The sequence below is a fragment of the Amycolatopsis regifaucium genome (assembly GCF_001613935.1).
Lineage (GTDB): Bacteria > Actinomycetota > Actinomycetes > Mycobacteriales > Pseudonocardiaceae > Amycolatopsis > Amycolatopsis regifaucium.
The window spans coordinates 13,998-38,673 of record NZ_LQCI01000052.1 but is presented as its reverse complement, the minus strand read 5'-3'; the positions used below and the strand labels follow the sequence as shown (position 1 = coordinate 38,673).

Annotated in this window: 22 protein-coding genes; 15 read left to right on the top strand and 7 right to left on the bottom strand. The window is 68.6% G+C overall.

Translation table 11 applies throughout. The features are described 5' to 3' along the window. Window positions 1–210 precede the first annotated feature (210 nt). From AVL48_RS35815 to AVL48_RS35800, 4 genes are all read left to right on the top strand, one after another. On the top strand, window positions 211–822 hold the full coding sequence (locus tag AVL48_RS35815) for a SecDF P1 head subdomain-containing protein (RefSeq protein WP_061981074.1): 612 nt from the start codon (window positions 211–213) through the stop codon (window positions 820–822). Window positions 823–893: 71 nt separating this feature from the next. Beyond that, window positions 894–1,955: an LLM class flavin-dependent oxidoreductase gene (locus AVL48_RS35810; protein ID WP_061981075.1), complete on the top strand. Its 1,062-nt coding sequence runs from the start codon at window positions 894–896 to the stop codon at window positions 1,953–1,955. Between the two features lie 34 nt (window positions 1,956–1,989). Beyond that, a complete protein-coding gene (locus AVL48_RS35805) occupies window positions 1,990–2,880 on the top strand; it encodes an AraC family transcriptional regulator (RefSeq protein ID WP_061981076.1) in 891 nt (296 codons plus the stop codon). 73 nt (window positions 2,881–2,953) lie between these two features. Continuing rightward, a complete protein-coding gene (locus AVL48_RS35800) occupies window positions 2,954–3,397 on the top strand; it encodes an SRPBCC family protein (protein WP_061981077.1) in 444 nt (147 codons plus the stop codon). 3 nt (window positions 3,398–3,400) lie between these two features. On the opposite strand, the gene AVL48_RS35795 is transcribed toward AVL48_RS35800, so the two are convergent. Further along, window positions 3,401–4,381, bottom strand: a complete 981-nt coding sequence (locus tag AVL48_RS35795) for a M64 family metallopeptidase (RefSeq protein ID WP_061981078.1) — start codon at window positions 4,379–4,381, stop codon at window positions 3,401–3,403. Window positions 4,382–4,486: 105 nt separating this feature from the next. Between AVL48_RS35795 and AVL48_RS35790 the strand changes: the two genes are divergently transcribed. The 3 genes from AVL48_RS35790 to AVL48_RS39375 all read left to right on the top strand — a co-directional run bounded on the left by AVL48_RS35790 (window position 4,487) and on the right by AVL48_RS39375 (window position 6,587). Next, window positions 4,487–5,461 carry a LysR family transcriptional regulator gene (locus AVL48_RS35790; RefSeq protein WP_061981079.1) on the top strand — a complete coding sequence of 325 codons (975 nt, stop codon included), beginning with the start codon at window positions 4,487–4,489 and terminating at the stop codon, window positions 5,459–5,461. Between the two features lie 75 nt (window positions 5,462–5,536). Beyond that, a complete protein-coding gene (locus AVL48_RS35785) occupies window positions 5,537–6,289 on the top strand; it encodes a S1 family peptidase (protein WP_061981080.1) in 753 nt (250 codons plus the stop codon). 67 nt (window positions 6,290–6,356) lie between these two features. Then, a complete protein-coding gene (locus tag AVL48_RS39375) occupies window positions 6,357–6,587 on the top strand; it encodes a hypothetical protein (RefSeq protein WP_143104701.1) in 231 nt (76 codons plus the stop codon). A gap of 17 nt (window positions 6,588–6,604) precedes the next feature. Here AVL48_RS39375 and AVL48_RS40665 read toward each other — a convergent pair whose 3' ends face one another. From AVL48_RS40665 to AVL48_RS35770, 4 genes are all read right to left on the bottom strand, one after another. Then, window positions 6,605–6,736, bottom strand: coding sequence for a hypothetical protein (locus tag AVL48_RS40665; RefSeq protein ID WP_279626630.1), 132 nt, complete (start codon window positions 6,734–6,736; stop codon window positions 6,605–6,607). 183 nt (window positions 6,737–6,919) lie between these two features. Then, the gene (locus AVL48_RS35780) at window positions 6,920–7,924 is read right to left on the bottom strand and encodes a helix-turn-helix domain-containing protein (RefSeq protein ID WP_061981081.1); all 1,005 of its coding nucleotides are present in this window, start codon (window positions 7,922–7,924) and stop codon (window positions 6,920–6,922) included. A gap of 5 nt (window positions 7,925–7,929) precedes the next feature. Beyond that, window positions 7,930–8,583, bottom strand: a complete 654-nt coding sequence (locus AVL48_RS35775; protein ID WP_061981082.1) for a S1 family peptidase — start codon at window positions 8,581–8,583, stop codon at window positions 7,930–7,932. 239 nt (window positions 8,584–8,822) lie between these two features. Continuing rightward, window positions 8,823–9,209, bottom strand: a complete 387-nt coding sequence (locus AVL48_RS35770; RefSeq protein ID WP_061981083.1) for a hypothetical protein — start codon at window positions 9,207–9,209, stop codon at window positions 8,823–8,825. Between the two features lie 348 nt (window positions 9,210–9,557). On the opposite strand from AVL48_RS35770, the gene AVL48_RS35765 reads away from it, so the two are divergent. Next, window positions 9,558–13,253 (top strand): CARDB domain-containing protein, encoded by a 3,696-nt coding sequence (locus AVL48_RS35765; RefSeq protein WP_061981084.1) that lies wholly within the window; start codon window positions 9,558–9,560, stop codon window positions 13,251–13,253. 141 nt (window positions 13,254–13,394) lie between these two features. Continuing rightward, the gene (locus AVL48_RS35760) at window positions 13,395–14,336 is read left to right on the top strand and encodes an alpha/beta hydrolase family protein (RefSeq protein WP_061981085.1); all 942 of its coding nucleotides are present in this window, start codon (window positions 13,395–13,397) and stop codon (window positions 14,334–14,336) included. A gap of 10 nt (window positions 14,337–14,346) precedes the next feature. Here AVL48_RS35760 and AVL48_RS35755 read toward each other — a convergent pair whose 3' ends face one another. Further along, window positions 14,347–14,733 carry an ATP-binding protein gene (locus AVL48_RS35755; protein WP_061981086.1) on the bottom strand — a complete coding sequence of 129 codons (387 nt, stop codon included), beginning with the start codon at window positions 14,731–14,733 and terminating at the stop codon, window positions 14,347–14,349. Window positions 14,734–15,206: 473 nt separating this feature from the next. Here AVL48_RS35755 and AVL48_RS35750 point away from each other — a divergent pair, with 473 nt between their 5' ends. Beyond that, the gene (locus tag AVL48_RS35750) at window positions 15,207–17,081 is read left to right on the top strand and encodes a Calx-beta domain-containing protein (RefSeq protein WP_061981087.1); all 1,875 of its coding nucleotides are present in this window, start codon (window positions 15,207–15,209) and stop codon (window positions 17,079–17,081) included. Between the two features lie 66 nt (window positions 17,082–17,147). On the opposite strand, the gene bla is transcribed toward AVL48_RS35750, so the two are convergent. Further along, window positions 17,148–18,059 carry a class A beta-lactamase gene (gene bla / locus AVL48_RS35745; protein WP_061981088.1) on the bottom strand — a complete coding sequence of 304 codons (912 nt, stop codon included), beginning with the start codon at window positions 18,057–18,059 and terminating at the stop codon, window positions 17,148–17,150. A gap of 101 nt (window positions 18,060–18,160) precedes the next feature. Here bla and AVL48_RS35740 point away from each other — a divergent pair, with 101 nt between their 5' ends. The 5 genes from AVL48_RS35740 to AVL48_RS35720 all read left to right on the top strand — a co-directional run bounded on the left by AVL48_RS35740 (window position 18,161) and on the right by AVL48_RS35720 (window position 24,557). Further along, window positions 18,161–19,042: a LysR family transcriptional regulator gene (locus AVL48_RS35740; RefSeq protein ID WP_061981089.1), complete on the top strand. Its 882-nt coding sequence runs from the start codon at window positions 18,161–18,163 to the stop codon at window positions 19,040–19,042. After that, the gene (locus tag AVL48_RS35735) at window positions 19,039–19,941 is read left to right on the top strand and encodes a serine hydrolase (RefSeq protein WP_061981090.1); all 903 of its coding nucleotides are present in this window, start codon (window positions 19,039–19,041) and stop codon (window positions 19,939–19,941) included. Before AVL48_RS35740 ends, AVL48_RS35735 begins: the two co-directional genes overlap by 4 nt. A 50-nt stretch (window positions 19,942–19,991) precedes the next feature. Continuing rightward, window positions 19,992–20,969, top strand: a complete 978-nt coding sequence (gene ppk2 / locus AVL48_RS35730; RefSeq protein ID WP_061981091.1) for a polyphosphate kinase 2 — start codon at window positions 19,992–19,994, stop codon at window positions 20,967–20,969. Window positions 20,970–21,092: 123 nt separating this feature from the next. After that, window positions 21,093–22,901, top strand: a complete 1,809-nt coding sequence (locus tag AVL48_RS35725) for an alpha/beta hydrolase (protein WP_244162443.1) — start codon at window positions 21,093–21,095, stop codon at window positions 22,899–22,901. Window positions 22,902–23,150: 249 nt separating this feature from the next. Beyond that, window positions 23,151–24,557, top strand: a complete 1,407-nt coding sequence (locus AVL48_RS35720; protein ID WP_061981092.1) for an MFS transporter — start codon at window positions 23,151–23,153, stop codon at window positions 24,555–24,557. The last annotated feature ends 119 nt before the right edge of the window (window positions 24,558–24,676 follow it).

Sequence of the window (24,676 nt, the reverse complement as noted above, 5' to 3'; positions counted from 1 at the left end):
CACTTCCCGGCGACCAACGGACCGGCGAGCGATGCCCGCACGCCACGTTGGCCTTACCCGTCAATAACCGGCGGCTTGCCCCTCGGGTAAGTACGACGTCGAGGTCGTCATCACGGAGTTCGTCCCGGAGGCGGAGATCGCCTGTACCGCCGAGGGCGGCACTCTCGTCTTTGAGCACATTTCGCTGCCGCGCAAGGCAGAATGACGTCTGTGCGAACACTTGTCGTGGCGACCGCCCTCGTTCTGCTGGGTGTGACCGGATGTCAGGCCGAGGTTTCGGGTCAACCCGAGCCCGAGGGTGACGGCTTCGTGGTCAAAGACGGCTCCCGGCTGCGGTTTCGGCCGGTCCTGGCCGAGCTTCCACCGGGACCGGCGACAGGCTCGGCGACGAACCGGCAGAGCACGGATCCCGCCGAGCAGCAGGCCGCCGCCGCGGCGCTCGACTGCTCGCCGGGGCAGGACCCGTTGGACGGCCGGGACGATCCGGCGCTCCCGCTGGTCAGCTGCGACCGCGTCCAAGGCGCGAAATATGTGCTCGGCCCGGCGTTCCTCACCGGAGCCGAGGTCAGCCGGGCGCGTGCCCATGTCGATCCGCAGCAGGGTGGCTCGATCATCGACCTCACCTTCACCGCCGCGGGCGGGCGGGCGTGGGCGGACTGGACCACGGGAAACGTCGGCAAGCAGGTCGCGGTGGTACTGCGGAGCCGCGTCCTGACCGCGCCGATGATCCAGTCCGCCATCATCGGCGGGCAAGCCCAGATCAGCGGCAAGTACACCCTCCCCGAAGCTCGGCAGCTGGCGCGTGACATCGCCGGTGGTTAGCGGCCTTCGGCGGCGGAATACGATCGACGAAGGCGACGTTTGAGCGTTCAACTACTTCTGAGGAGTTGGACATGGGGTACGAAATCCTGGGCACACGGCAGGAGCCGACCTTCGGCCTGGACACTTTCGGTGACGTGGAGAACGGTGCGGACGGCCAGCCGGTGAGCCAGGCCGAGGCCATCCGGCAGGTCGTCGCCGAAGGTGTGCTCGCCGACCAGGCCGGCGTGGACTACTTCGGCGTCGGGGAGCACCACCGCACGGAGATGGCGGTGTCCTCACCGGACGTCGTCCTCGCGGCGATCGCCGGCCGCACCGAACGGATCCGGCTGGGCACCGCGGTCACGGTCCTCAGTTCGGACGACCCGGTACGGGTGTACGAGCGGTTCGCGACACTCGACGCGGTTTCCCGTGGCCGCGCCGAGGTCACGCTCGGCCGCGGCTCCTTCACCGAGTCGTTCCCGCTGTTCGGCTACTCGCTGGACGACTACGAAGTGCTGTTCGCCGAAAAGCTCGACCTGTTCACCCATCTGCAGAAGGAAAAGCCGGTCGACTGGAGCGGAACCGTCCGTCCCGCGCTGGACGGCGCGCAGGCCTTCCCGCTCACCGAGTCCGGCAGCGTGCCCGCCTGGGTGGGCGTCGGCGGGACCCCGCAGTCGGTGGTCCGTGCGGCCGCGTACGGCCTGCCGCTGGTGATGGCGGTGATCGGCGGATCGCCGGAGCGGTTCACCCCGCTGGCCGACCTGTACCGGCGTGCCTTGACGGAAGCCGGGCACGGAGAGCTGCCGATTTCCATGCACAGCCCGGGGCACGTCGCCGCGACCGACGAACTCGCGGTGGCCCAGCACTTCCCGCAGCACCAGGCTGCCTTCGCCAGGATCGGCGCCGAACGGGGCTGGGGCCCGATGTCCCGCGCCGACTACGACGCCATGGCCGGGCCGCGTGGCGCACTGTTCGTCGGTTCCGTCGAAACCGTCGCCCAGAAGATCGCGTGGGCGGTGCGGACCCTCGGGCTGTCGCGCTTCCAGCTCAAATACGGCGCCGGCGCGCTTCCGCACGAGCAGCGGCTCGAGTCGATCCGGCTCTACGGCGAGCAGGTCATCCCGCGGGTGAAGGAACTGCTCGCGCGGAGTTGACCTTCGCGGTTCGAAGCGCGCTAGCCTCGAAGTCGTGGTGTTCCGCTCCGAGCGTTTCGATCTGCAGCCGTATGTCGGTTTCGACATGGCCCGCTACGTCCGGCGGACCTACTGCAGCTGGGAGGATTCCGGCTGGCAATCCCTGCTCGTCCAGCGGTTCGACCATGTCCCCGTCGCCGAGGACATGGAAATGCCCGCCACCGCGGATCTGCACCTGGTCCTGCCGGCTTCGGGACGGGCGGTGATGGAGACCCGCGGTGAGGGCCGCTGGAACCGCTCCGACTGGCGGCCGGGACGCCTCACCCTGGCCGTTCCCGGCAAGCGGGTACTGCACCGGTACCGCGGCGACGAGTCGATGCGCAGCCTGCAGGTGCACATTCCGGGCACCACGGTGGAGTCGATCGCGACGCGGCTGGGCGGCCGCGCGGTCGACCACGAGGCGATGGCTGCCTCCCTGACCGAAGGAGATCCGCTGCTCGGCGAGCTGGTCCGGGCACTCGGGAACGCGAGCGAGGAAGACGACCTGTACGCCGAATCCGCGGCCGCCTTCCTCACCGTGCACCTGCTCACCCGCCACGCGCTGAAGCCGTCTCCGCCGAGGGCGGGCCGGGAAGACGCCCGCGTACGCGCCGCCGTGGCGATGATGCGCGAACGGCTGGCCGACCCACTGAGCCTGGCCGACATCGCCGGGGGAGTGCACCTGAGCGTCTACCACTTCATCCGTGTCTTCAAGGAGAAGACCGGCGAGACACCGCATCGGTTCCTGGCCCGGCTCCGGCTGGAGGAGGCGCAACGGCTGTTGCGCGACACCGATCTCTCGGTCGCCCGGATCGCACGGAGATGCGGATTCGCCACTCCCGGCGCGTTGTCGGCCGCGTTCCTCCGGCACACCGGTGTGCGCCCTTCGGACTATCGCAATTCCTGATCGGTCCTCCGCAATCCCACGCATGGTGACCGGGTACGGCCGTTCCTAAGGTGACCATGTGAGTAGTTCCCGAATGCAGTCGTACGACGTCACCGCCGAATCGCCGGCGTCACCGGCGGCGGTGTGGGCGCTGTTGCTGAACGCCCGGAGCTGGCCGGTCTGGTCGCGGGTCGACGCCCTGGAAACCACCGCGTCGCAAGGACTTTCCGCCGACGGACGCGACGGCGTCGGCGCGACCCGCGCCTTCCGGACCGGCAAGACGGTCACCAAGGAGCGGATCACCGCGCTCGAACCCGAACGCCGGTTCGCCTACGAGGGCGTCGAGAACCCGGCGATGGCCGACTACCGGGCGGCCGTCGAACTGCGCGAAACCTCCGGCGGCGGGACGCAGATCCGCTGGCACGGGACGTATCGCGCCCGCCGGGGCATGGCGTGGTTCTTCCAGTGGTATCTGCGTCGCTTCATGCGGGACATGGCGACCGGGCTCGCCGACCACGCCGGCGGCCCGGCCCGGTGACCCCTACGGGTGCTGGTGGATCCGCTGGGCGGTTTCACGGTGGAAGCCGGCGATCATCGCCTCCGTGCTCGGCGGGTTGAAGGGCTGCCCGAGCGTGCGCATGAGCGAGTTCACGCTGGGGCGGTACATCCCGGTCTTGCAGTAGCGGGATCCTTCGAAGGCACCGACCGTGCCGCCGTCGGGAGAAGGCTTGCCGAGCCAGGCGTACCACTTGGCGCGGCGGTCCCTCATCTGCGTGGCGGTGAGCGCGCTCGCGTTGGGCTCGCGGGGTTCGCGGGTTTCGCAAGTGCCGTAGTCGTATTCGTCGGCGAGCCCGCCGATGGAATGCCCGAGTTCGTGGGCGACGATCTGGCTGGCCTGGGCGTTGGCGCCCGAAGACGTCGCGACCCCGCCGCCGGCGCCGCCGTACTTGGTGGTGTTCGCCAGCGCGATGACCTGATCGACGTCCGGCGCGGCCGCGGCGTACTGGTTCGCCTTGGTCTCGTTGACGCACAACAGCCGTTCGATTCCGCCGCACCAGAAGTACATGCCCAGCGCGGTGGTGCGCCGCACCCCTTGGGTCGGGTCGTTCGTGACACCGGATTGGGCGGAGACGACGTCGACCTGCCAGAGGTTGAACTGCTTGCGGTAGGTCTTGTACGGCTCGATGGCGAACAACGCCGCGATACTGGAGCGGACGTGCTGCGAGTAGGTGGAAAGCTGGCCGGAGGTGTAGCCGTCACCGACGAAGACCAGGTCGAAGGTGGTCTCGCTGGGGCCGTTGATCTCGATCGGGGTCACCGCGGCGGCGCTCGCGACCCGCTGCGGTAACGCGGTTCTGTCCGAAACCGGGCGGCTGACTTCCACCCGCCTGATGGTCCCGCCGGGTTCGAAGGCTTCCATCGATGTGGTGAACCGGGGTGCCGGGGCCGCCGACGCCGTCGCGGGAACGAGACCGGAGACGAGGACGGTGGTCAGCGCGAACGTGAGACATGCGCGTCGCATGCGTACTCCTTGCGGGGAGGGGAGAGAAAGGGGAGAGGAGTACGAAAAACGATCCCGACTTTCGACGGCTTCCGGCACATCCCAAGTGGCCATAAGGTCCGCGTGATGGATGTCGAGTTACGTCACCTCCGAGTGGTGTGCGCCGTCGCCGACGCGGGCAGCATCACGCGCGCGGCGATCGGCATCGGCAGCACCCAGCCCGCGCTGACCGCGGCGGTGCAACGGATCGAGCGCGCGTTCGGCGGAACGTTGTTCGTCCGGGGCAGAGGCGGAGTCGTCCCGACGGCGTTCGGCGAACGCGTGCTCGCACACGCGCGGACCGTTCTCGCCGCCGCGGACACCATGCACCGCGACGCGGCACGCTGGCTGGCGGAGGAGCAAAAGCGTCCGGTCGCGCTGGGTGGGATCGGCGGGTCGATGGTCGTCGAGCTGGCGGACCGGCTCGGTGATTCCGGCCGGGCACCAGCGGTTTCGGTGACCACGGAGTTCTCGCCGTTGCGGCTGCTGGACCTCGTGGCGGGCGGCCAGCTCGACGCCGCCGTCGTCGCCGACTATCCCGGGCACGTCCTGCCCGCCGCACCGAGGGTGGCGCTGCGGCCGTTGGCGGCGCAACCGGTGTTCGTGGCGATCGCCGCGGATCATCCGGCCGCCCAAGGCACTGAGGTCGAGTTGGCCGACCTCGCCGCCGAACGCTGGGTGCTCGGGCCGTCCGACGGCGCCGGCTGGCCGGAATGTTTCGAGGAAGCCTGTGCGCGGGCGGGATTCCGGCCGCAGGTGGCGCACCGGAGCACGGAGCTGCGGCCGCTGCAGCGCCTGATCGCGGCGGGCCGGGCGATTTCCCCGTGCCAGGTCACGTTTCCCGCCTCACCCGGCATCGCGATCCGGGCACTCACGGGGGATCCATTGTGGATGCGGTACCTGATCGCCTGGCACACCGAAGGCGCGTTCGGCGGGAACAGCGACGCCTTGCTCGCCGCGGCCAAGGCGGCTTACCGGTCCGATACCGACAGCAGCCACACCTATCGCCACTGGCTCACGCGCCGCGGGGAACCCGCCGCCGTCCGGTGTGCCATCGGGTGACACCTGGTCGGGGAATTCCCCTTGTCGGGCGGGCGGTTCTAGCCTCGGATCACCTCATCGACGAAGGGTAAGAAATTGCGTCTGCGCGCCCTGCTGGCCGCTGCTGTCCTGACCATCACCGCCGCTCCGGCCGCGCTCGCCGCGCCGGACGTCGCCCACGGCTCCGACGTCCCACCAGGGCAGTTCGGGTTCGTCGCGAAGATCGCGATGACGAAGATCCCCCGCCCGGACGGCTCGACCTACAGCAGTTACTGCACCGGTGCGCTGGTCGCACCCGGCTGGGTCGTCACCACCGGGCACTGCTTCCACGACGCGCAGCGCAAGCGGGTGGCGGGCCAGATGCCGTATCCGACGACGGTGACGCTGGGCCTTGTCGACGAGGCGATCGAGTCGGGGGTGGCCCGCAAGGCGACCGAAGTGCTCCAGGCGAAGGAAAACGACGTCGCACTCCTCCGGCTCGACACCCCGGTGAGCACGGTGGCGCCGATGAAGGTGAGCCGCATGCTCCCGAAGGTCGGTCAGCAGCTGACCCTGGCCGGTTGGGGCAGCCTGAGCAATACGGCTCCCGCCCCGGCGACGCGAATGCAGCACGGCACCGTGCAGGTGGCGACAGTGGCGCCGACGACCATCGGCGTCCGCGGCGCGGCCCCGGCGATCACGACGAGCGCTTGCACGTACGACTCGGGCGCGCCCTATTTCGTCCCGGAAGGCAAGGGCGGCACCTTGGTCTCGATCGAAGCCACCGGCCCGGCCTGTCCCCACGCCGGGGTCGAGACGACTTCCCGCGCCGACGTCATCGCGGACTGGATCGCCACCCAGACGGCCTAGCGGGGCCGTCACGCGTTCGTTTCACCTGGTGACCGAACGGGTAGCAGCGTCAGCAGGAGGTAGTGCGATGACGAGTGATCGAATGACCGCGCCTCCGGCGCCGCCGAACCCGATGCCGCCGGATCCGGGAGTGCCCGAGCCCGGTATTCCCGAGCCGGTGCCGGACCCCGGGAAGCCCGAGCGGCTACCCGACCCGGGTGTGCCCGAGCGACTCCCGGAGCCGGGACCGGACCGTCCGCTGCCGGAACCGGGAAGCCCGCCGGATCCTCAGCCGGGAGCGGCCCCGCCCGGACCGTGAGCCGAAATCGTCCGGTCTCACAGGGTGAACGCGAGCCACAACGCGAGCCAGGCGCAGGCCGCGACCGCGATGACGACCGCGCACACCCGCAGGCTCGCGGCGGCGATCCGGAGTGACGCGGTGCCGTTGTGGTGCCGGTGATTTCCCATGGTGCCGCCCTCCTTTCAAGATCACCTTCCACCTTCCGGGAGTTCGCCGCAGCGGAGGCCGGCTCCCTGGGTGACCCCATCCGAGTGAAAGTGACCCGGGGCGAGGGCCGCATTTAGTCCTCTGAATGCGTTCGTGTGGATCGCGAACTACCGCATTCAGAGGACTGAATGCGTTGCCGGGTGTCAGAGCCAGCCGTTGTGTGCGGCGAAGACCCCGAGTTGGAAGCGGCTGGAGACCCCGGCGCGGTCCATCAGGGTCTCGAGGTAGCGGAACAGGGTGCGCCTGCTGACGCCGAGTTCGGCGGCGATCTCGTCGTCCTTGCGCCCGGCGGCGAGCAGGAGCAACAATTCTCGTTCGATCGGCCGGATCGGCTGCTCGGCCGCCTGTCCCCGCTGATCGAGCGGGAGTGCCGCGGCCCAGGAGGTTTCGAACAGTCCTTCCAGCGCGGAGAAAAGGCTGCATGGGCGCACGATGACGATGGACTGGTTCCGGTCGGCCTCTCGGATGGTGAGCGCGATGGTGGCCGCCCGGTCGTCGAACAGCGTCAATTTCACCGGGAGCTCGGGCAGCAGCCGGGCCTGCTCGCCGGCCCGCAGGCACGGCAAGATGTTTTCGGCGAGGTAGCCGGGGTCGCCCAAGGATGCTCCACTGTAGACACAGCGGTAGCTGATCCCGCGCCGCAGTTGTTCCTCCTCCAGGAGATTCCGGTGGCCGCCGGTGAAGTAGGGCGGGGAGTCGAGGCGGCGCACCTGGTGCCGCACCATGGTCGCCAGGTGTTGGAGCCGCGGGACGATGGCGTCGCCGGTGACCACTTCGAGCAGGTCCTGAACGTGTGGCATCCCGGAATGCGCCCGCTTGAAGGCGCGGTACGCGGTCTGGACCGCGAGGCGGGCGTCGTGCAGTTCGGCCTGCCGTCGCGTGGTCAGCGCGGCGAGCGCCTCCCCGGGATTCGCGGGGAGGAACTCGGTTCCGTCCACTCCGGACGACACCGCCAGCCCGGCGTTCGCCAGCTCTTCCAGTGCCTGACGAACGGTCTCCGCGTCGCCGTGTCCCGCCGCCAATTCCCGGACGGTCACCGGCGCGCTTTCGAGCATCCGGCCGTAGACCCGGGCGGCGGTCTCGCCGAGGCCCAGCTTGATGAGCTGCGCGCCGAGCCCGTCCGGGGGCGTCGCTCTCGACTCGTTCACCGAACCTAAACGCCCGAGGTGTCGCGGATCCAGGTGCGGTTCGCCGCGATACCGGTGTGTGTCGAACTGTCCACTTTGTTGCCGGCGATGTGCACGCCGACCTGCTTGCCGTCGACGAACACCGGTCCGCCCGAGTCGCCGCCGTTGGTCAGCCCGTCGCCCCTGCGCGCCTTGATCAGTCCACTCCCGACACTCGTCACCGTCATCCGGGCGACCTTGAGATAGCGTTGCAGCACACCGTCTTCGTTGTAACCCCAGCCATAAACGTATTCGGTGTCGCCGGCGGACACCGAGGTGCCGAGTGAGGCGTAGGTCGTGCTGACCGAACGGTCGAGGCGAAGGAGCGCGATGTCGGCGCCCCCGGACGGCGTGTAGACGTCGGTCACCGCGGCGTAGGTTCCGGCCTGGTTGTCGACGTCACCCACGCGCACCGAATAGCCGGCGCCGGGTTCGTCGACGCAGTGTTCGGCGGTGAGTACCCAACGGGCGCCGATGATCGAGCCGGAGCACCACTGCTCGCCGTTCTGCTCGATCATGGCCGCCCACGATCCGGACTGGGCGTATTCGCCATCGATGATCGGGACCGCACCGGCGGCGGGCACCGCCGCCGTGAGTCCGGCCGCGCACAGCAAAGCGGTGATGAGTCCTCGGATGCGCATGGGTGCCTTCCACTGGGGACAATGGAGAAAAGATGGGGAACGCGGCGGGTCTGTCCGCGCGGACAGCCAGGGGCGCCCGGCCGGATCCGCTGCCGGTTTTCCCATGCTAGGCAAGCGGATGCGGCCGCAGATAGCGACTAAAGACGGGAGAAGGCCGCGCCGGACGGCAAGGCACTCGGCCTGTCGGCACGAATATGCCGATGGCACGTCTGTGTCAGGACTTGATCGTCCCTAAGCCGTCATCGACGGCGGCTTTTCCCGGGCAGCCGCTTCGCGACTCGCGCCCGGGTCGTCGGCGTGGGGTCGATCAGTTCCTCGGCGATGAGGATGGCGCGGTCCGACAGGGTCGCGGACAAGCGCTCCACCGAATCGCCGATGCGGCCCGCTTCGCGGCGCACACCCTCGCCCACGGGCTTGCTGTGCCGATCCGCGAAACCCGCGAGCCTGCTCCCGGAGACCAGGACCAGATCGGCGAGCTGTCCGCCCAGTTCGGTCAGCCTGTTCGCCGTCCTGCCCGCCCGGCGGGCTACCAGGTCCTCGGTTTCGCGCCGTAACTCGCGGACCGCGTACCTCGACTCGGCCGCCGACCCGGTGAGTGCGGACTTCAGGGCTTTCGTCACGTCCATCAGGGTCGACCTCCACGCGCCTTGCTTGCGCTTGAGTGTACGCCTGTACTCCCGTAATTCGGAATAGGAAACCACCATCTGCCTGGGGTGGCTCAGGTATGAAAAATTTCTAGTGCACATTTGTGACCTGAGTCGATTAAGCGGAGATGGTTGCTGTGATCACTCTGACGGTTCCTCGCGCGGGCGGCAAGTAGCGGACGTCCGCGCGTCGGGAGAGGCAGGCCCTCAGGTGAGTAGACAGTCGCAAAATTTCTGAAACATGTCAGCTTCTTGCGTTTGGTCTCCGGGTTGTTGCATGCTCGTACGGCTCTGGCTCCCTCCCCGCTGTCTCAAAGAAGAGAAGACGCCATGACACGTATGCGCCTGTCCCGGCTCATCACCGGTTTCCTGGTCACGGGGCTTTCCGTCGCCGGACTCTCCCTCGCTTCGGCGGCGAGCGGCCCACCGCCGGATCCAGCCGCCCCACCCGGACCGGCCGCGTTCGCGGAGGTGCCGCTGACCCGGACGGTGTCGGCGAGCAGCGCGCTGCCCGGCTATCCCGTCGCGAACGCGGTCGACGGAAATCAAGACAGCTACTGGGAATCCGCCAACAACGTGTTCCCGCAGTGGATTCAGGCCGACCTCGGAGCCGTCAAATCGCTCTCGCGGATCGTGCTGAAGCTCCCGTCGGCCTGGGAATCCCGGACACAGACGCTGACCGTGCGCGGGAGTACCGACGGCACGGCGTTCACCGACCTCAGGAGTGCCGCCGGCTACGCGTTCACCCTCGGCGCCAACACCGTCACCATCCCGATGACCGTGTCGGCCCGGTATGTGCGGCTGCAGGTCACCGCGAACACGCGCTGGCCCGCCGCGCAGCTCTCGGAGTTCGAGTTGTACGGACCGGACACCGGTGACACGCAGGCACCCAGCGCGCCGGCGAACCTCGCGCTCACCGAACCCGCCGTCGGCCAGATCCGGCTGACCTGGACCGCCTCGGCCGACAATGTCGGCGTCATCGGCTACACCGTCTACCGAGACGGCACCCCGGTCGGCACACTCACCGGCACCGTGTTCACCGAGGCCAGGCCCACGGGGACGCGAGTCGAATATTTCGTGCGGGCCAAGGACGCGGCGGGCAACGAATCCGTAGACAGCAACCACGTCGTGCGCTCCGGAACCACCGCGGGCGCGAATCTGGCCGCGGGCAAGCCGATCGAGGCCACGTCGACGGTCCACTCGTTCGTCGCCGCCAATGCCAACGACAACAACACCGCCACGTACTGGGAATCCGCCGCGGGCTATCCGAACTCGTTGACGGTGAAGCTCGGAATCGACGCGGACGTCGATTCGGTCGTGGTGAAACTCAACCCGGACCTGATCTGGGCAGCGCGGACGCAGGACTTCGAGATCCTGGGCCGTGCACAGGGCGCCACCGCGTTCACCATCCTGTCGGCGCGGGCGGAGCGCCGCTTCGACCCGGCGACGAACCAGAACACGATCACCATCCCGGTCAGCGGCCGCGCGTCGGACGTACGCCTGCGGTTCTTCGCCAACTCCGGCGCGCCCGGCGGACAGGTCGCGGAGTTCCAGGTGATCGGCACCCCGGCGCCGAACCCGGACCTCGTCGTCACCGGGACGACCTGGACGCCGGAGAACCCGACGGAGACCAGCAGGCTGGCGGTTTCGGCGATGGTGAAGAACAACGGCACCGCGAACGCGGGCGCGACGACCGTGAACGTCAGCCTCAGCGGCGCCGTCGTCGGTGACGCGGCGGTCGGGGCACTCGCCCCCGGTGGGTCCACCACGGTGACCGTGCACGCGGGAACGCGGCCGCAGGGGACCTACACCGTGGCCGCCACCGTCGATCCCGCCGACAAGGTGGCCGAGCAGAACGACACCAACAACACCTTCACCTCGCCGGCTCCGCTGGTGATCGCGCAGTCGCCCGGTCCGGACCTCGAAGTCACCGGCATCACGTCGAACCCGCCGAACCCGGCGGCGGGCGCGGCGGTCTCGTTCACCGTGGCGGTACACAACCGCGGCACGAGTGAAGCGGGCTCCTCGGTGACCCGGCTGGTCGCCGGAGAAACCACGCTGACCGGTGCCACCGGCGCGATCGCGCCGGGAGCCACGGCGAACGTCGCGATCTCGGGCACGTGGACCGCGGCCAACGGCGGTGCGACCCTGACCGCGACGGCCGACGCGACCGGCACGGTCACGGAGACCAACGAGGCCAACAACGGGCTCTCGCGGGGGATCGTGGTCGGCCGCGGCGCGGCGGTGCCCTACGTCGAGTACGAAGCGGAATCCGCGCGGTACCAGGGAGAATTGCTGGAGGCCGACCGGCTGCGGACGTTCGGGCACACGAACTTCGCGACCGAGTCCTCCGGCCGCAAGTCCGTGCGCCTGGCGAGCCAGGGCCAGTACGTGGAGTTCACGTCGGCGAACCAGGCCAACTCGATCGTGGTCCGCAACTCCATCCCCGACGCCCCGGGCGGCGGGGGACAGGACGCGACACTCAGCCTGTATGTCAACGGCACCTTCGCGCAAAAGTTGACGTTGTCCTCGAAGCACAGCTGGCTCTACGGCAGCACCGATGACCCCGAGGGGCTGACGAATACGCCGCAGGCCGACGCGCGACGGTTGTTCGACGAGTCGCACGCACTGCTGTCCCAGTCGTATCCACCGGGGACGAAGTTCAAGCTGCAGCGCGACAACGGGGACAACGCCGCGTTCTACATCGTCGACTTCGTCGATCTGGAGCAGGTCGCCCCGGCCTCGGAGAAGCCCGCGAACTGCGTGTCGATCACGGAGTACGGCGCGGTGCCGAACGACGGCAACGACGACTCGGCGGCGATCCAGCGCGCGGTCACCGACGATCAGAACGGCGTCATCGGCTGCGTCTGGATCCCGGCGGGCCAGTGGCGGCAGGAGAAGAAGATCCTGACCGACGATCCGAACGTGCCCAACGGCGGCGGCCAGTACAACCAGATCGGCATCTCCAACGTGACGATCCGTGGTGCCGGTATGTGGCATTCGCAGCTGTACTCGCAGATCGAGCCGCAGAACGCGGGCGGTATCAACCATCCGCACGAAGGCAACTTCGGGTTCGACATCGACAAGAACACCCAGATCTCCGACATCGCCATCTTCGGTTCCGGCCGCATCCGGGGCGGGGACGGCGGCGCCGAAGGCGGCGTCGGTCTCAACGGCCGGTTCGGCACCGGTACGAAGATCTCGAACGTGTGGATCGAGCACGCGAACGTGGCGGTGTGGGTCGGCCGGGACTATGGCAACATCCCGGCGCTGTGGGGGCCGGGTGACGGTCTGGAATTCAGCGGCATGCGGATCCGCGACACCTATGCCGACGGCATCAACTTCACCAACGGCACGCGGAACTCGAAGGTGTTCAACTCGTCGTTCCGCACCACCGGTGACGACTCGCTGGCGGTGTGGGCGAACCAGTACGTGAAGGATCCGGCACAGGACATCGCGCACGACAACGCGTTCACCAACAACACGATCCAGCTTCCCTGGCGTGCCAACGGGATCGCGATCTACGGTGGATACGGCAACAAGATCGAGAACAACGTCGTCCACGACACGATGAACTACCCGGGCATCATGCTGGCGACCGACCACGATCCGCTGCCGTTCTCCGGGCAGACGCTCATCGCGAACAACGCCCTGTACCGCTGCGGCGGAGTGTTCTGGGGCGAGCAGCAGAAGTTCGGTGCGATCACGTTCTTCGCGCAGGGCAAGGACATTCCCGGAGTCACGCTGCGGGACACCGAGATCCATGACTCGACCTACGACGGTGTCCAGTTCAAGACCGGCGGCGGTGTCGTGACCGCGGCCGTCGGAGGCGTCAAGATCGACAAGTCGAACAACGGAGCCGGCGTCCTCGCGATGAGCGGCGCCCGAGGCAGCGCGACGCTGACGAATGTGACGATCACGAACTCGTTCACGGGTGACATCGTCCGCGAGCCGGGTTCGCAGTTCGTGATCGACGGGGGACCGGTACCCGCGGTGGTGTCGACAAGCCGTCGCGGCACGAGGTAACCGGACGCGGTCTGGGGCCGGGTGGCGGACACACCGCGGCCCCAGACCGTTTCCCTCGGCGTTTGACAAAGCGGAACACTGCTCCGTATGTTTGTGGAACAGTGCTCCGCTTAGTTCGCCGATCCAAGGGAAAGACATCTCATGAGCATTTCGACCCTCGCGCCGGCCCCGGTCCTCTCGGTCAGCCCGGTTGTGCTGCCCACCCCGGACCGCGCCGTGGACCTGCAGGTCCGGGTGTCCGCGCCGATGACCGGAGACGAGCTGCCGATCGTCCTGTTGTCACACGGCCAGGGGTACTCGAACCACCTCTCCTCACTGAACGGCTACGCCCCACTCGTGAATTTCTGGGCGGCGCAAGGGTTCGCCGTCCTCCAGCCGACGCATCTGAGTTCCAGGACGCTGAACCTGGGCTCCGACGACCCCGAAGCACCGATGTACTACCGGTCCCGCGCCGAGGACATGATCCGTATCCTCGACCGGCTCGACGAGGTCGAAGCCGCCGTCCCGCAGCTCCGTGGACGCCTGGACCGGGGCAAGGTCGCCGTGGCCGGGCACTCGATGGGCGGGCACACCGCGAGCCTGCTGCTGGGCGCGCGGTACACCGATCCCCATACCTGCACGGAAGTGAACCTCGCCGAGCCTCGTATTTCCGCCGGAGTACTGCTCGCCGCGCCCGGCCGGGGTGGCGATGCCGTCACCGAGTTCGTGGCGGAGAATTATTCCTTCTTCCTCAGTACGGACTTCTCCGCGATGACGACCCCCGCGCTCGTGGTCGCCGGTGACAAGGACGCCTCCACCCACCTGACGGTCCGCGGTCCGGAGTGGCACGCCGATCCGTACTTTCTTTCGCCGGGGCGCAAGACTCTGCTCACCCTGTTCGGCGCGGAGCACGGGCTCGGCGGGATCTCCGGGTTCGACGTCGCCGAGACCACGGACGAGAACCCGGAGCGAGTCGCCGCGGTGACCCGGCTCACCTCGGCCTATCTGCGCAGCGAGTTCTCTCCGGGAGATCCGGCTTGGCGACGGGCGTGCGAGGAATTGACCAGTGGAGTCGACCCGCTCGGGCGGGTCGAAGCCAAGTAACTTTTGGTCGTCAGGGGACCGGGATCTCCACCCACACCGTTTTGACCCCGGCGCCGGTGTCCACACCCCAGTTGGCGCTGATCGCCTCGACCAGCGCAAGTCCTCGTCCATGCGCGCTCGTCGGATCCTTCTTCGCCACGCGGCGCGGTTTCAGCTGGGGGCGATGGTCGTCGACTTCGACGCGGACCACGTCGCGGCCGGCGGGGACGGACACCCTCAGTTCGGCGGCGCCGTCCGCGTGTTCGTGCGCGTTGGTGACCAGTTCCGTGGTCAGCAGCTCGGTGTCCGACACGGTGGTGAGTCCGAGGCCGGCGAGCTGATCTCGTAGCCATGCTCTGATCTTCCCCAGCGGAGGGGTGCCGCCGCCGAGGAATTCGTAGGCGTTTGTTGTTCCCACACGCGTCTCCTTAGCGGTTCCCCACCGGGATACCCAAGGAGGGCGGCGTTCACACTCGCCATCGCGGTGACCCGGATCTCCGGCGTACCGAAGGACTCGGCCGTGCTGAGCGGGTATCCCGACAGGCCTGATGTCTCGTCGCGGCATCGGCCGACACTGCGCCATTCGGTGAGGATTCACTGACGAACATCGGCGCCAGCCGGGTTTCACCGGCCGAGGTGATCACGGAGAACGCCGGAACCTTCGACACTTCTCACGCTGAAGAGTGAGAGGTGTCGAAGGTCCTGCGGTTGAACGGCCTAACGCGGACATGGTCCGAGTAGCCCGGATTCGCGGTAACAACCCGTTGAGAGCATCCCCGCAGGGCGCTCCGGGTGATGTCCGGCGCTCGCGTTAACGAAAGACGGAATTTTCCGTCTTCCTCAGGCAACCCACGGAATTCCGGCTGTGGCCGGGTCTCGAAAGGGAAATCCATGTCGCGAAGACCACTGCTCGTCGTCCTGACCGCTGTCACGGCGATGCTCGTGTCCACCGCGGTCGCCGCCGCGGCGCCGCCGGGTGTCGACCCGGCCACGGTCGACCTCACCCTCGCCGCTGGGCAGAGCACGACCGTGCTCAAGAACGTGACGACCTCCACGGTGCCGCCGAACCCCGATCTCGTCCTGCTCGCGGACACGACCGGCAGTATGGGCGGGCCGATCGGCAACGTGCGGTCCAACGCCAATGCCATCACCGGTGACGTGCTCGCCGCGCAGCCCACCGCGCAGTTCGGCGTCGCCGAGTACAAGGACTTCACCGACTCGGTGCCGTTCAAGGTCAACCAGGGCATCACCGGCGACACCACCGCGGTCCAGGCGGGAATCAACCAGTGGGTGGCCTCAGGCGGCGGGGATACGCCGGAAGCGAACCTGAACGCCCTCTATCAGCTGGCCACCGGAGCCGTGTCCTTCCGACCGGACGGCACCCGCATCGTCGCGTGGTTCGGTGACGCGCCGTCGCACGATCCGAGCGGCGGGCACACCCTGGCGCAGACGATCGCGGCGCTGCAGGCGGCGAAAATCCGCGTCGTCGCCGTGAACGTCGGGGCTCTCGACGCCACCGGCCAGGCCAGCGCCATCACCTCGGCCACCGGTGGCGTGTTGCTGAACAACGTCCCCGCCGGCCAGGTCTCCCAAGCCATTCTGGACGGCATCAGGGCCATCGAGGTCACGGTGACCCCGAAGGTGACCAGCTGCGACCCGCAGCTCACCGTCACCAACGACCCGGGCAGCGTCAAGGTGGCCAGTGGCGGCGTCGCCCAGTTCACCGAGACGATCACGGCGTCGGCCGGGGCGGCTCCCGGCACCTACCACTGTGTGGTCGATTATCAGGTCGACGGTGTCTCTCTGGGGTATCTCGAGACCACGACCGTGCGCGTGCTCGGCTTGAGCGTCGACGACGTGACGGTCGGCGAAGGTTCCGGCGGCGCGCCGGTCCCGGCGACCTTCACGGTGTCGCTGCTCGGTGGTCCGGCCCCGAACCCGGTGACCGTCCAGTACGCGACCGCCAACGGCACCGCGACCGCGCCCGCCGACTACGCGCCCGCGAGCGGCACCGTGACGTTCGCGCCCGGTGAGACGGCCAAACCGGTGACCGTCCTGGTCAACCCGGACACCGTCGACGAACCGAACGAGACCTTCACGGTGAACCTCTCGGCCCCCTCGGGCGCCGGGCTCGTCGATCCGGTCGGTGTCGGCACGATCCTCGACGACGACCGTGACGGCGTCTTCTCCTGCACGGGTACCGCGGCGAACGTTCTCGGGGTGACCGCGGCACGGGCCAACCCGGCGAATCTGCCGTGCGCCGACGACGCGAGCACCGTGGCCGCCGCGACGCTCAACGCCGGGCTGATCAAAGTGGACACCCAGGTGCTGTCCGCGTCGACCGACCTCACGCCGGACGACCAGTCGGCGGCCCCGGCCGCGGGTGATCGCGCGCTGGCCACGGCCAGGATCGACAAGACGGTGATCAGCACGGTCGGGCTGACCATCGAACTCGGCGTGATCCAGTCGCAGGCCACGGCGACCTGTCAGCCGACGCCGGGCGGTCTCGCCCCGGTACTGGCAGGCAGTTCGCATGTCGCGTCGCTGAAGATCAACGGTTCGGCGGTCACGGTGGGTTCGGCGCCGCTGACCATCCCGCTGGTCATCGGCTCGCTGAAGCTCAACGGCCAGAGCGTGTCGAACGGCGTCGTGAAGCAGCAGGCGGTCGCGCTGGACACCGCGCTCGCGACGATCGTGCTCGCGGAGTCCCAGGCCGACGTGCACGGCACCGCCGCGCACCCGGCCGGCAACCCCTGCCGTCGCTGAGGCGGATGAATCGGCCGGGCGGACGGGATGTCTCCCGTCCGCCCGGCCTCTCCAGCGTGCGGTGAGTCAGGGGAGCAGCTTGACGGTGGCCGCGGTGGCTCGCGCGAGCAGCGCGTTGTCGATCTTGGCGTCCTTTGTGGACCTATCGGTCAGTACGGCGAGGACGATCGGCGCCCGGTTCGGCGGCCAGACGACGGCGATGTCGTTGCGCGTGCCGTAGCTCGCCGTCCCGGTCTTGTCGGCGACGGGCCAGCCGGGGACCCCCGCGCGAATGTTCGCGTCACCCGTGGTGTTGCCGCGCATGATGTCGACAAGGATCTTTCGCTTGTCCTCGGGGAGCACGTCGCCGAGGGCGAAGGCCCGCAAGCTCACGGCGAGGGCGCGAGGCGTGCTGGTGTCCCGGATGTCGCCCGGAGCGGTGTCGTTGAGTTCGGTTTCGATCCGGTCGACGTGGGTCGTGGTGTCGCCGATCCCGCGCAGCACCGAGGTGAGGCCCGCGGGACCACCGAGTTCGCGGAAGAGCAGGTTGCCGCCGGTGTTGTCGCTGTAGCGAAGGGTGGCGTCCATGACCGCGCGGAGCGACATGCCGGTACCGGCGTGTTTCTCCGTGACCGGCGACCCGGTGACCACGTCCTGCCGGCTGTAGGTCACGGTCTGGTCCAATTCGGCGATCGGTGTCCGCTGCAGGACACCGCCGGCGGTGAACACCTTGTGCGTCGAGGCGTAGGCGAACCTCTCGTCGGCGCGGAAGGCGACCTCGCGGCCGGTCGCGGTGTCCACCGCGTACACCCCGAGCCGGGCGCCGAAGGTGCGTTCGAGCTGCTCGAAGTCGGCACGGCCGTCCGTCGCGAACGCGATGGCGGCGGACGGGGTGGCCGGTGCCTGCGCGGGGGCGGGTGTGGAACACGCGGCGAGGGACACGACCGAAAGCGCCAGGAGGGCCGCCCGGCCGGTCCAGTGGCGAGAAGAAACGGACACGGTGATTCCTTTCGAGATCGTTCGATGTCCGCAGTCTGGTGAGCGCCGGTCATGCTGTCCAAGACACAAACGAGCAGTTTCATGCGAATCCGGCATAGTATGTGGTCGTGGACCTGATCGGCGGCTGCCGGGCGTTCGTGAGCGTGAGTGAGGCCGGGAGCTTCACCGCGGGAGCCGCGCTCGCCCGCATTCCCCAACCGGTGGCGAGCCGTCGGATCGCCGCCCTGGAACGGCACTTCGGCGAGCGGCTGTTCGACCGCAGCACCCGCCGCGCGCGACTCACCCCGTTCGGCCGGGACATGCTGCCTTCGGCGAAACGCCTGGTGACCCTGGCCGACGCCATGGAGCACGACGCGCAGCGCGCCAGGCTGCGGCCGACGTGGCTCGCGATGCCGGAGATCTGCACCACCCGCGAACTCGCCGAACTCGACGCGGCGGCACGAGCACTGGACGTCTTCCTGGAGTTCCGGCAGGCCCCGCCACGGAAACGAGCCGAACTCGTGCGCACTCAAGAGGTCCGCGCGGCTCTCACGACCGTCCCCGGGGAAGAAGGCACCTGGAAGGTCACGCTGGGCCTGGCCGGTACGGACGCGTCGCGAGCGGGGTCGCTGCACCTGGAAACGTTGCGGGTGGGCCGGTCCGGCCGGGTGCCCCGGCGGGTCTGGATCCAGCCCGAGGACGACGTCCCCCATCTTCGCGACCGCCTGTTCCGGGTCCGCGACTCGGTGGGCTTGCGGCCGACGCAGGTCACCGTCGCCGATTCGCTCACCGCGGCCGCGGCGGCCGTGTTCGGTTCGGCCGATCTGCTGCTGTGTTCGACGGCGCAGGCCACCGAACTCGGCTTGGCCTGGCGGCCCATCGGCGAGATCCGGCTCGTGCGCGGCTACGAGATCACGGCGGGGCTGGGCGAGGACGCGCAGCGGCTCCGGGCACGCTTGTGGCCGGACATCGCCCGGTGTCTCGGCGCGGAGGAGACCACATGAACACCGAATCGCTGCTCGCGCGGCTGCGCGCGGAACTGGCCGACGGCGGGCTGCGCGGTTCTTTCCTGGTACGGGACCTGCGGACCGGATACGAGATCGGCATCGATCCCGACCTCGAGTTCCCGTGCGCCTCATTGGTGAAGATCCCACTGGCCGCGGCGACCCTGGAGCGGATCCGCCGAGGCGAACTCGACGGCGCGGCGCCGATCGAGGTCCAGCCCGGCCGGGCCACCGCCCCGGGCCCGACCGGGCTGACCCGGTTCCGGCATCCGGCCAGGGTGGCGATCGAAGACCTCCTCTACCTCACCATGGCCATCAGCGACGAGACCGCGGCCGACGCGCTCTTCTCGCTGACCTCGCCTGCCGAAGTCACCAGGATGACCCGGGAATGGGGGGTGCCCGGGATTTCCGCACGGCATCCGGCGGCGGATCTGAGCGACACGCCCGCGGAACGCTTCGGCCCCGAGGACGTCCACCTCGCGCACGCGCTCGCGATCAACGCGGGCACCACCGGACAAGGACATCCCGTACCCCAGCTCGACATCACCCGCGCCAGCTCCGGTTCGGCGCGAGCTTTCAGCCGCCTGCTGGAGGCGTTGTGGACACCGTCCAAAGTAGACGAGTCCGTGGCGGCGAGGGTGCGCGAGCTGATGGGACTCAACTTGTTGCGCCAGCGGCTGAGTCCCGACTTCGTCTCCGATGCCACGAAGTGGTCGTCGAAAACAGGGACACTGCTCAACCTGCGGCACGAGGTCGGCGTCGTCGAACACGCCGACGGCGGCGTGTTCGCGATCGCCGCGTTCACCGAATCCCGGGTCCCCGCGGCGAACCAGCCGGAGGCCGAAGTGCTGATGGCCCGCGTGGCGCGGGCGCTGCGCGATCATCTGCGCGCCGGCTGAAGGGCTCTCCCCAGGGTTTGCGGAAGGATGATCACGGGTACCCCCTGCCCGTGCTCGACCCATCGCCTGATCTCGCCGCGCACTTCCCCGAATTGCAGGACCAGCGTCTCGTCGTCGACTACGAAGACGCCGACGACCCGGTTCTGCTTCGTCCGGACGGTTCCCCCATCGACACCTGGCGGGAGAACTATCCGTACTCGACGCGCATGCCGCGCGAGGAGTACGAAGTGGTGAAGCGGTCGCTGCAGATCGAACTGCTGAAACTGCAGTACTGGATCAAGGACACCGGTGGCCGCGTGGTGATCCTGTTCGAAGGCCGCGACGCGGCGGGCAAGGGCGGCACCATCAAGCGGTTCACCGAACATCTCGACCCGCGCGGCGCGAGGGCGGTGGCGCTGGGCAAGCCCACCGAACGCGAACGGGGCGAGTGGTATTTCCAGCGCTACGTCAACCACCTCCCCACCGAGGGCGAGATCGTGCTGTTCGACCGGTCCTGGTACAACCGCGCGGGTGTCGAACCGGTGATGGGGTACTGCACCGACGAACAATACGAACGCTTCATGCGACAGGCCCCGCTGTTCGAGCGGATGCTCGTCGACGACGGGATCGTCCTCGTCAAACTGTGGTTCTCCGTGTCGAAATCCGAGCAGCGGACCCGGTTCCTGATCCGGCAGGTCGATCCGGTGCGCCAGTGGAAGCTGAGCGCCAACGACGTCAAGTCACTCGACCGCTGGGACGCCTACACCGAGGCGAAGGTGAAGATGTTCCGCGCCACCGACACGGAGATCGCGCCGTGGACGGTGGTCAAGAGCAACGACAAGAAACGGGCACGGGTCGAGGCGATGCGCAGTGTGCTCGCTCGGGTGGACTACGCGGACAAGGACGAGGACGTCGTCGGCGAGCCGGACCTGAAGGTGGTCGGCGCCGCGGCGACCCTCCTGGAGGAGGGCGAGGACGAAGCGTCGCTCAGCCCGACACCGATCGCGTCGTCGCCGGATCCCGACCACGGCCCCGGTCTGCACCCGTAACCGCGTCCATGGTGTCGAAATTTCCGGCATGTCGGATACCCGCCAACTCCGAGCCGAGTGGGTAAACTGATCACCCGCCTTCACTTCTCGTACGGACGTCGGCGGCTCCTGTCGAAAGGGATCATGGTGATCAGTAGTGCGGGAAAAACGCGGAAAGGCACCTTGGCCGTGGTCGCCGGTGCTTTCCTGGCGTCGGGCCTGATGCTGCCCCCGGCGACGGGTGCGGCACCTGCGGACAACGCGGAGCCGGACACCGCGGCGCTCGCCGGTGCGCTGACCAAGCAGGCCGTGGCCTGGGGCGAGTGCTCGTTCCCCTCGGTCGCGCCGGCGGCGGAAGCCGAACTGAAGAAGGTCAAGGGCCTGGCCTGCGCGACCATCCAGGTGCCGCGTGACTGGCACAACCCGCGGGACGGCAACACCATCGGCATCCGCGTCTCCAAGACCGCGACCGCCTACCCCGGTACCGGCAGGCAGGGCATCGCGCTGGTCAACCCGGGCGGGCCCGGCGGCGCAGGGCTTCCGTGGGGCCCCGCGATGGCGAAGCGCAGCCCGGTGCTGGCCGGGCAGTACGACTTCGTCGGCTTCGACCCCCGTGGCGTCGGCATGAGCACGCCGCTGACCTGCAGCTACCCCGTCCCGGACAGCACCGACCAGAACGTGATCAACCGGGCCAAGGTCGACGGGTGCCTGAAGAACCCGCTGACGAAGTTCATCACCACCGAGCAGACCGCGTACGACATGGACTTCATCCGGGTCATCCTCGGCGAGAAGAAGACCAGCTACATCGGTTACTCCTACGGCACGTGGCTCGGCACCTGGTACGCCACCATGTTCCCGAGCAAGGCGCACCGGTTCCTGCTGGACTCCTCGACCGACGCGAGCCGCTCGACCCTGGAGAAGACGTGGGACCTGCAGCCGCGCAGCCGTGACCGCCAGTTCCAGGAAGCGCTGCTGCCCTACATGGCGCGCAACGACGCCAAGTACCGGACGGGCACCGACCCGCTCGAGATCCGCCGCAAGTGGGAGGAGGCGGGGGGCACCCGGGAATACACGGGCATGGTCTACGCCGCCTGGTTCATCATCCCGGCGATGTACGACACCGCGCAATACCCGTCGGCGGCCTCGATGGTGGCCACGGTCGCCAAGGGACCGGCGCCCACCGGGACCGTCGCGGAGAAGCTCGACCAGGTCGTCGCCAAGGCGCTGAGCACTCCCGGCCTGACCGACGCGAACAAGGCGTTCCTGACCAAGGCGAAGAGCAACGCGCTGAAGGCCATCGCGAAGAAGGATTCGGTCGAACGCAAGGCCGCTTACCAGGGCGGCGCCGAGGTCGAGACCTGGAGCGCCGCGTTCGAGGCGATCCGCTGCCAGGACGGGCAGTGGAACCAGAATCTCCACTACTGGAACCGCTGGCTGGCCGACCTGACCGTCAAGGCGCCGTTCATCGCACCGATCATGGCTCTCTCGGGCGCGCCGCTGTGCGCGTTCTGGCCGACCGCCAACGCCAAGCCCGCGCCGGACCAGAAGACCTTCCCGAAGCTGCTGATCGTGCAGACCGAGCTGGACGCGGCCACGCCGTACGAGGGTGGGCTCGCCACCGCGAACAACCTGCCGGGAGCCAAGATGGTCAGCGTCGACAACGAGGGAAGCCACGGGATCTTCCCGTACAACACCGACTGCGTCGACGACCCGATCGTGGCCTACTTCCAGACCGGCTTGACGCCAAAAGACAAGTTCACCGGCTGCCAGGGGCTGCCACTGCCGGGTGAGGACAAGACGGTCGAGGTCGGGGGTCATCTGGGGCACGACGGCAAGGTCAAGATCAAGATGATCACCGACGAGGTGCGCAAGGCGAACGAGATCGTGCGCGAACTCCTCGGAGGCGCCGTCACCGCGGCGGCTGACGAGCAGGGGATGCCCGTCAGCAACTGATCCCGTGTTCCGTCGAATGAGCGGGCCCAGTACATGATGGCCCCCTTCCTTGCGTCTAGCGCAAGGAAGGGGGCCATCATGTACTTCACGCCAGGGTTTGCCCCAACGACTCAAAACACGCACGACAACCCGAGTCAGTCGCGGGAAGCTTGTCATTCCAAAGCGGGTTTCGCGCGAGGTATTCGCCTTTTCCTGACTCGTGAGGGGTAATGAGGATTCTGACCGTCATTACCAGGTACGAGGTGACCGATGATTCCGACGCTGGTCATGATCGCGCTCGGGGCGTTCGTCACCACTCTCGACAACACGATCGTCGCGGCGGGCGCGCCCTCGATCGCGCGTGACCTCGGCCTCGACCTGCCCACCCTGCAATGGGTGAGCATCGGCTACATGCTCCCGTTCGCCGGGCTGCTGCCGGTGGCGGGCACGCTGGTGGACCGCTGGGGGCAGGCCGCGACCCTACGGGCCGGGCTGCTCGCGTTCGGCGCCGGAGCGGCCGTGGGCGGAGTGGCCATGACGGCGTGGCTCGTCATCGCCGCGCGGGTGCTGCAGGGCGCGGCCGCGGCGTTCCTGGTCCCGACCCTGCTGAGTCTGCTCCGCACCAATCTCGACGCGCGAGGCCGCGCGGTCGGCGCGACGGTGTGGACGGCCTGCCTCGCGGTCGCGCTGGCACTCGGTCCGCCACTCGGCGGCGTCCTGAGCGAGTACCTGGGCTGGGGCTGGATCTTCTTCGTCAATCTTCCCTTCGTGGCGGCGATGCTGGCGTTGCGCCGCAAGGTCGCCACGGCCGGCCGCGATCCCGCGGCGAGGCGGCCCGCCGCGGGATCGATGCTGGTGATGACCACCGGCATGGTCCTGATCACCGCCGCCGTGGTGCGACTGGGCGAGGGTGACGTGCTGGCGCCCGTGGCGCTCGGTGCCGCGGGAACCGCCTTCGCGAGCTGGTTCGTGCTGCGGGAAAAACGCGCGCGTGAGCGGCTGGTTCCCCCGGAGCTGACCAGGCAGCGGGTCTTCACCGGCGCGCTCGGCGTGCAAATGCTGTGGGGACTGGGGGTCTCCGGGATTTTCTTCTTCACGCCGTTGCTGCATCAGGAGTTTCTGGGTCTCGGGCCGGTGCTCGCCGGGCTGCCGCTGGTCGTGGTGGCGGTCGCGGTCGTCGCCGCGACGCCGCTGGTGCCGTGGGCGGTGCCGCGCTTCGGTCCACATCGGACGGTGGCGACGGGGTTGGCCACGGTCGCCGCCGGGCTGCTGGCGCTCGCCGCGGTCAACCATGTCCCGGAGGTCCTGCCGAGGATTCCCTCGCTGGTGCTGATCGGTGCCGGATCGGCTTTGACCACACCGCTGACCTCGTACGCGCTGGAGATCGTGGCGGAACGGCACTCGGGTACCGCCTCCGGCCTGCTCACCGCGTCCCGCGAGCTGTCGAGCGCGCTGGGGGTCGCGCTGATCGGGACGGTATTGGCGGTGGTGCGCACGGCGCGGCTCGGCGAAGGTGCCGCACCGGCCTTGGCCGGCGGCTACACGGCGGGCCTGCTGACCGCGGCCGCACTGGAACTCGTCGGCGCTGTCCTCGCGTTCAAGCTGCTGAAGGAGCGTGCGGGCCGAAACCCGTCCCCGAGTGACAAGCGTGGTGACCCGTTTCTCACTTCCCCGTGAGCATGACCGCATCGCCGTCAGCGTTTCGCGGTCCTCTCATTGACACTCTTCCCGCCTGATCCATACAGTTCGGCACAGATAAAGAACGGTCTCCGGAATGGAATCCGCTTTCGGCAACG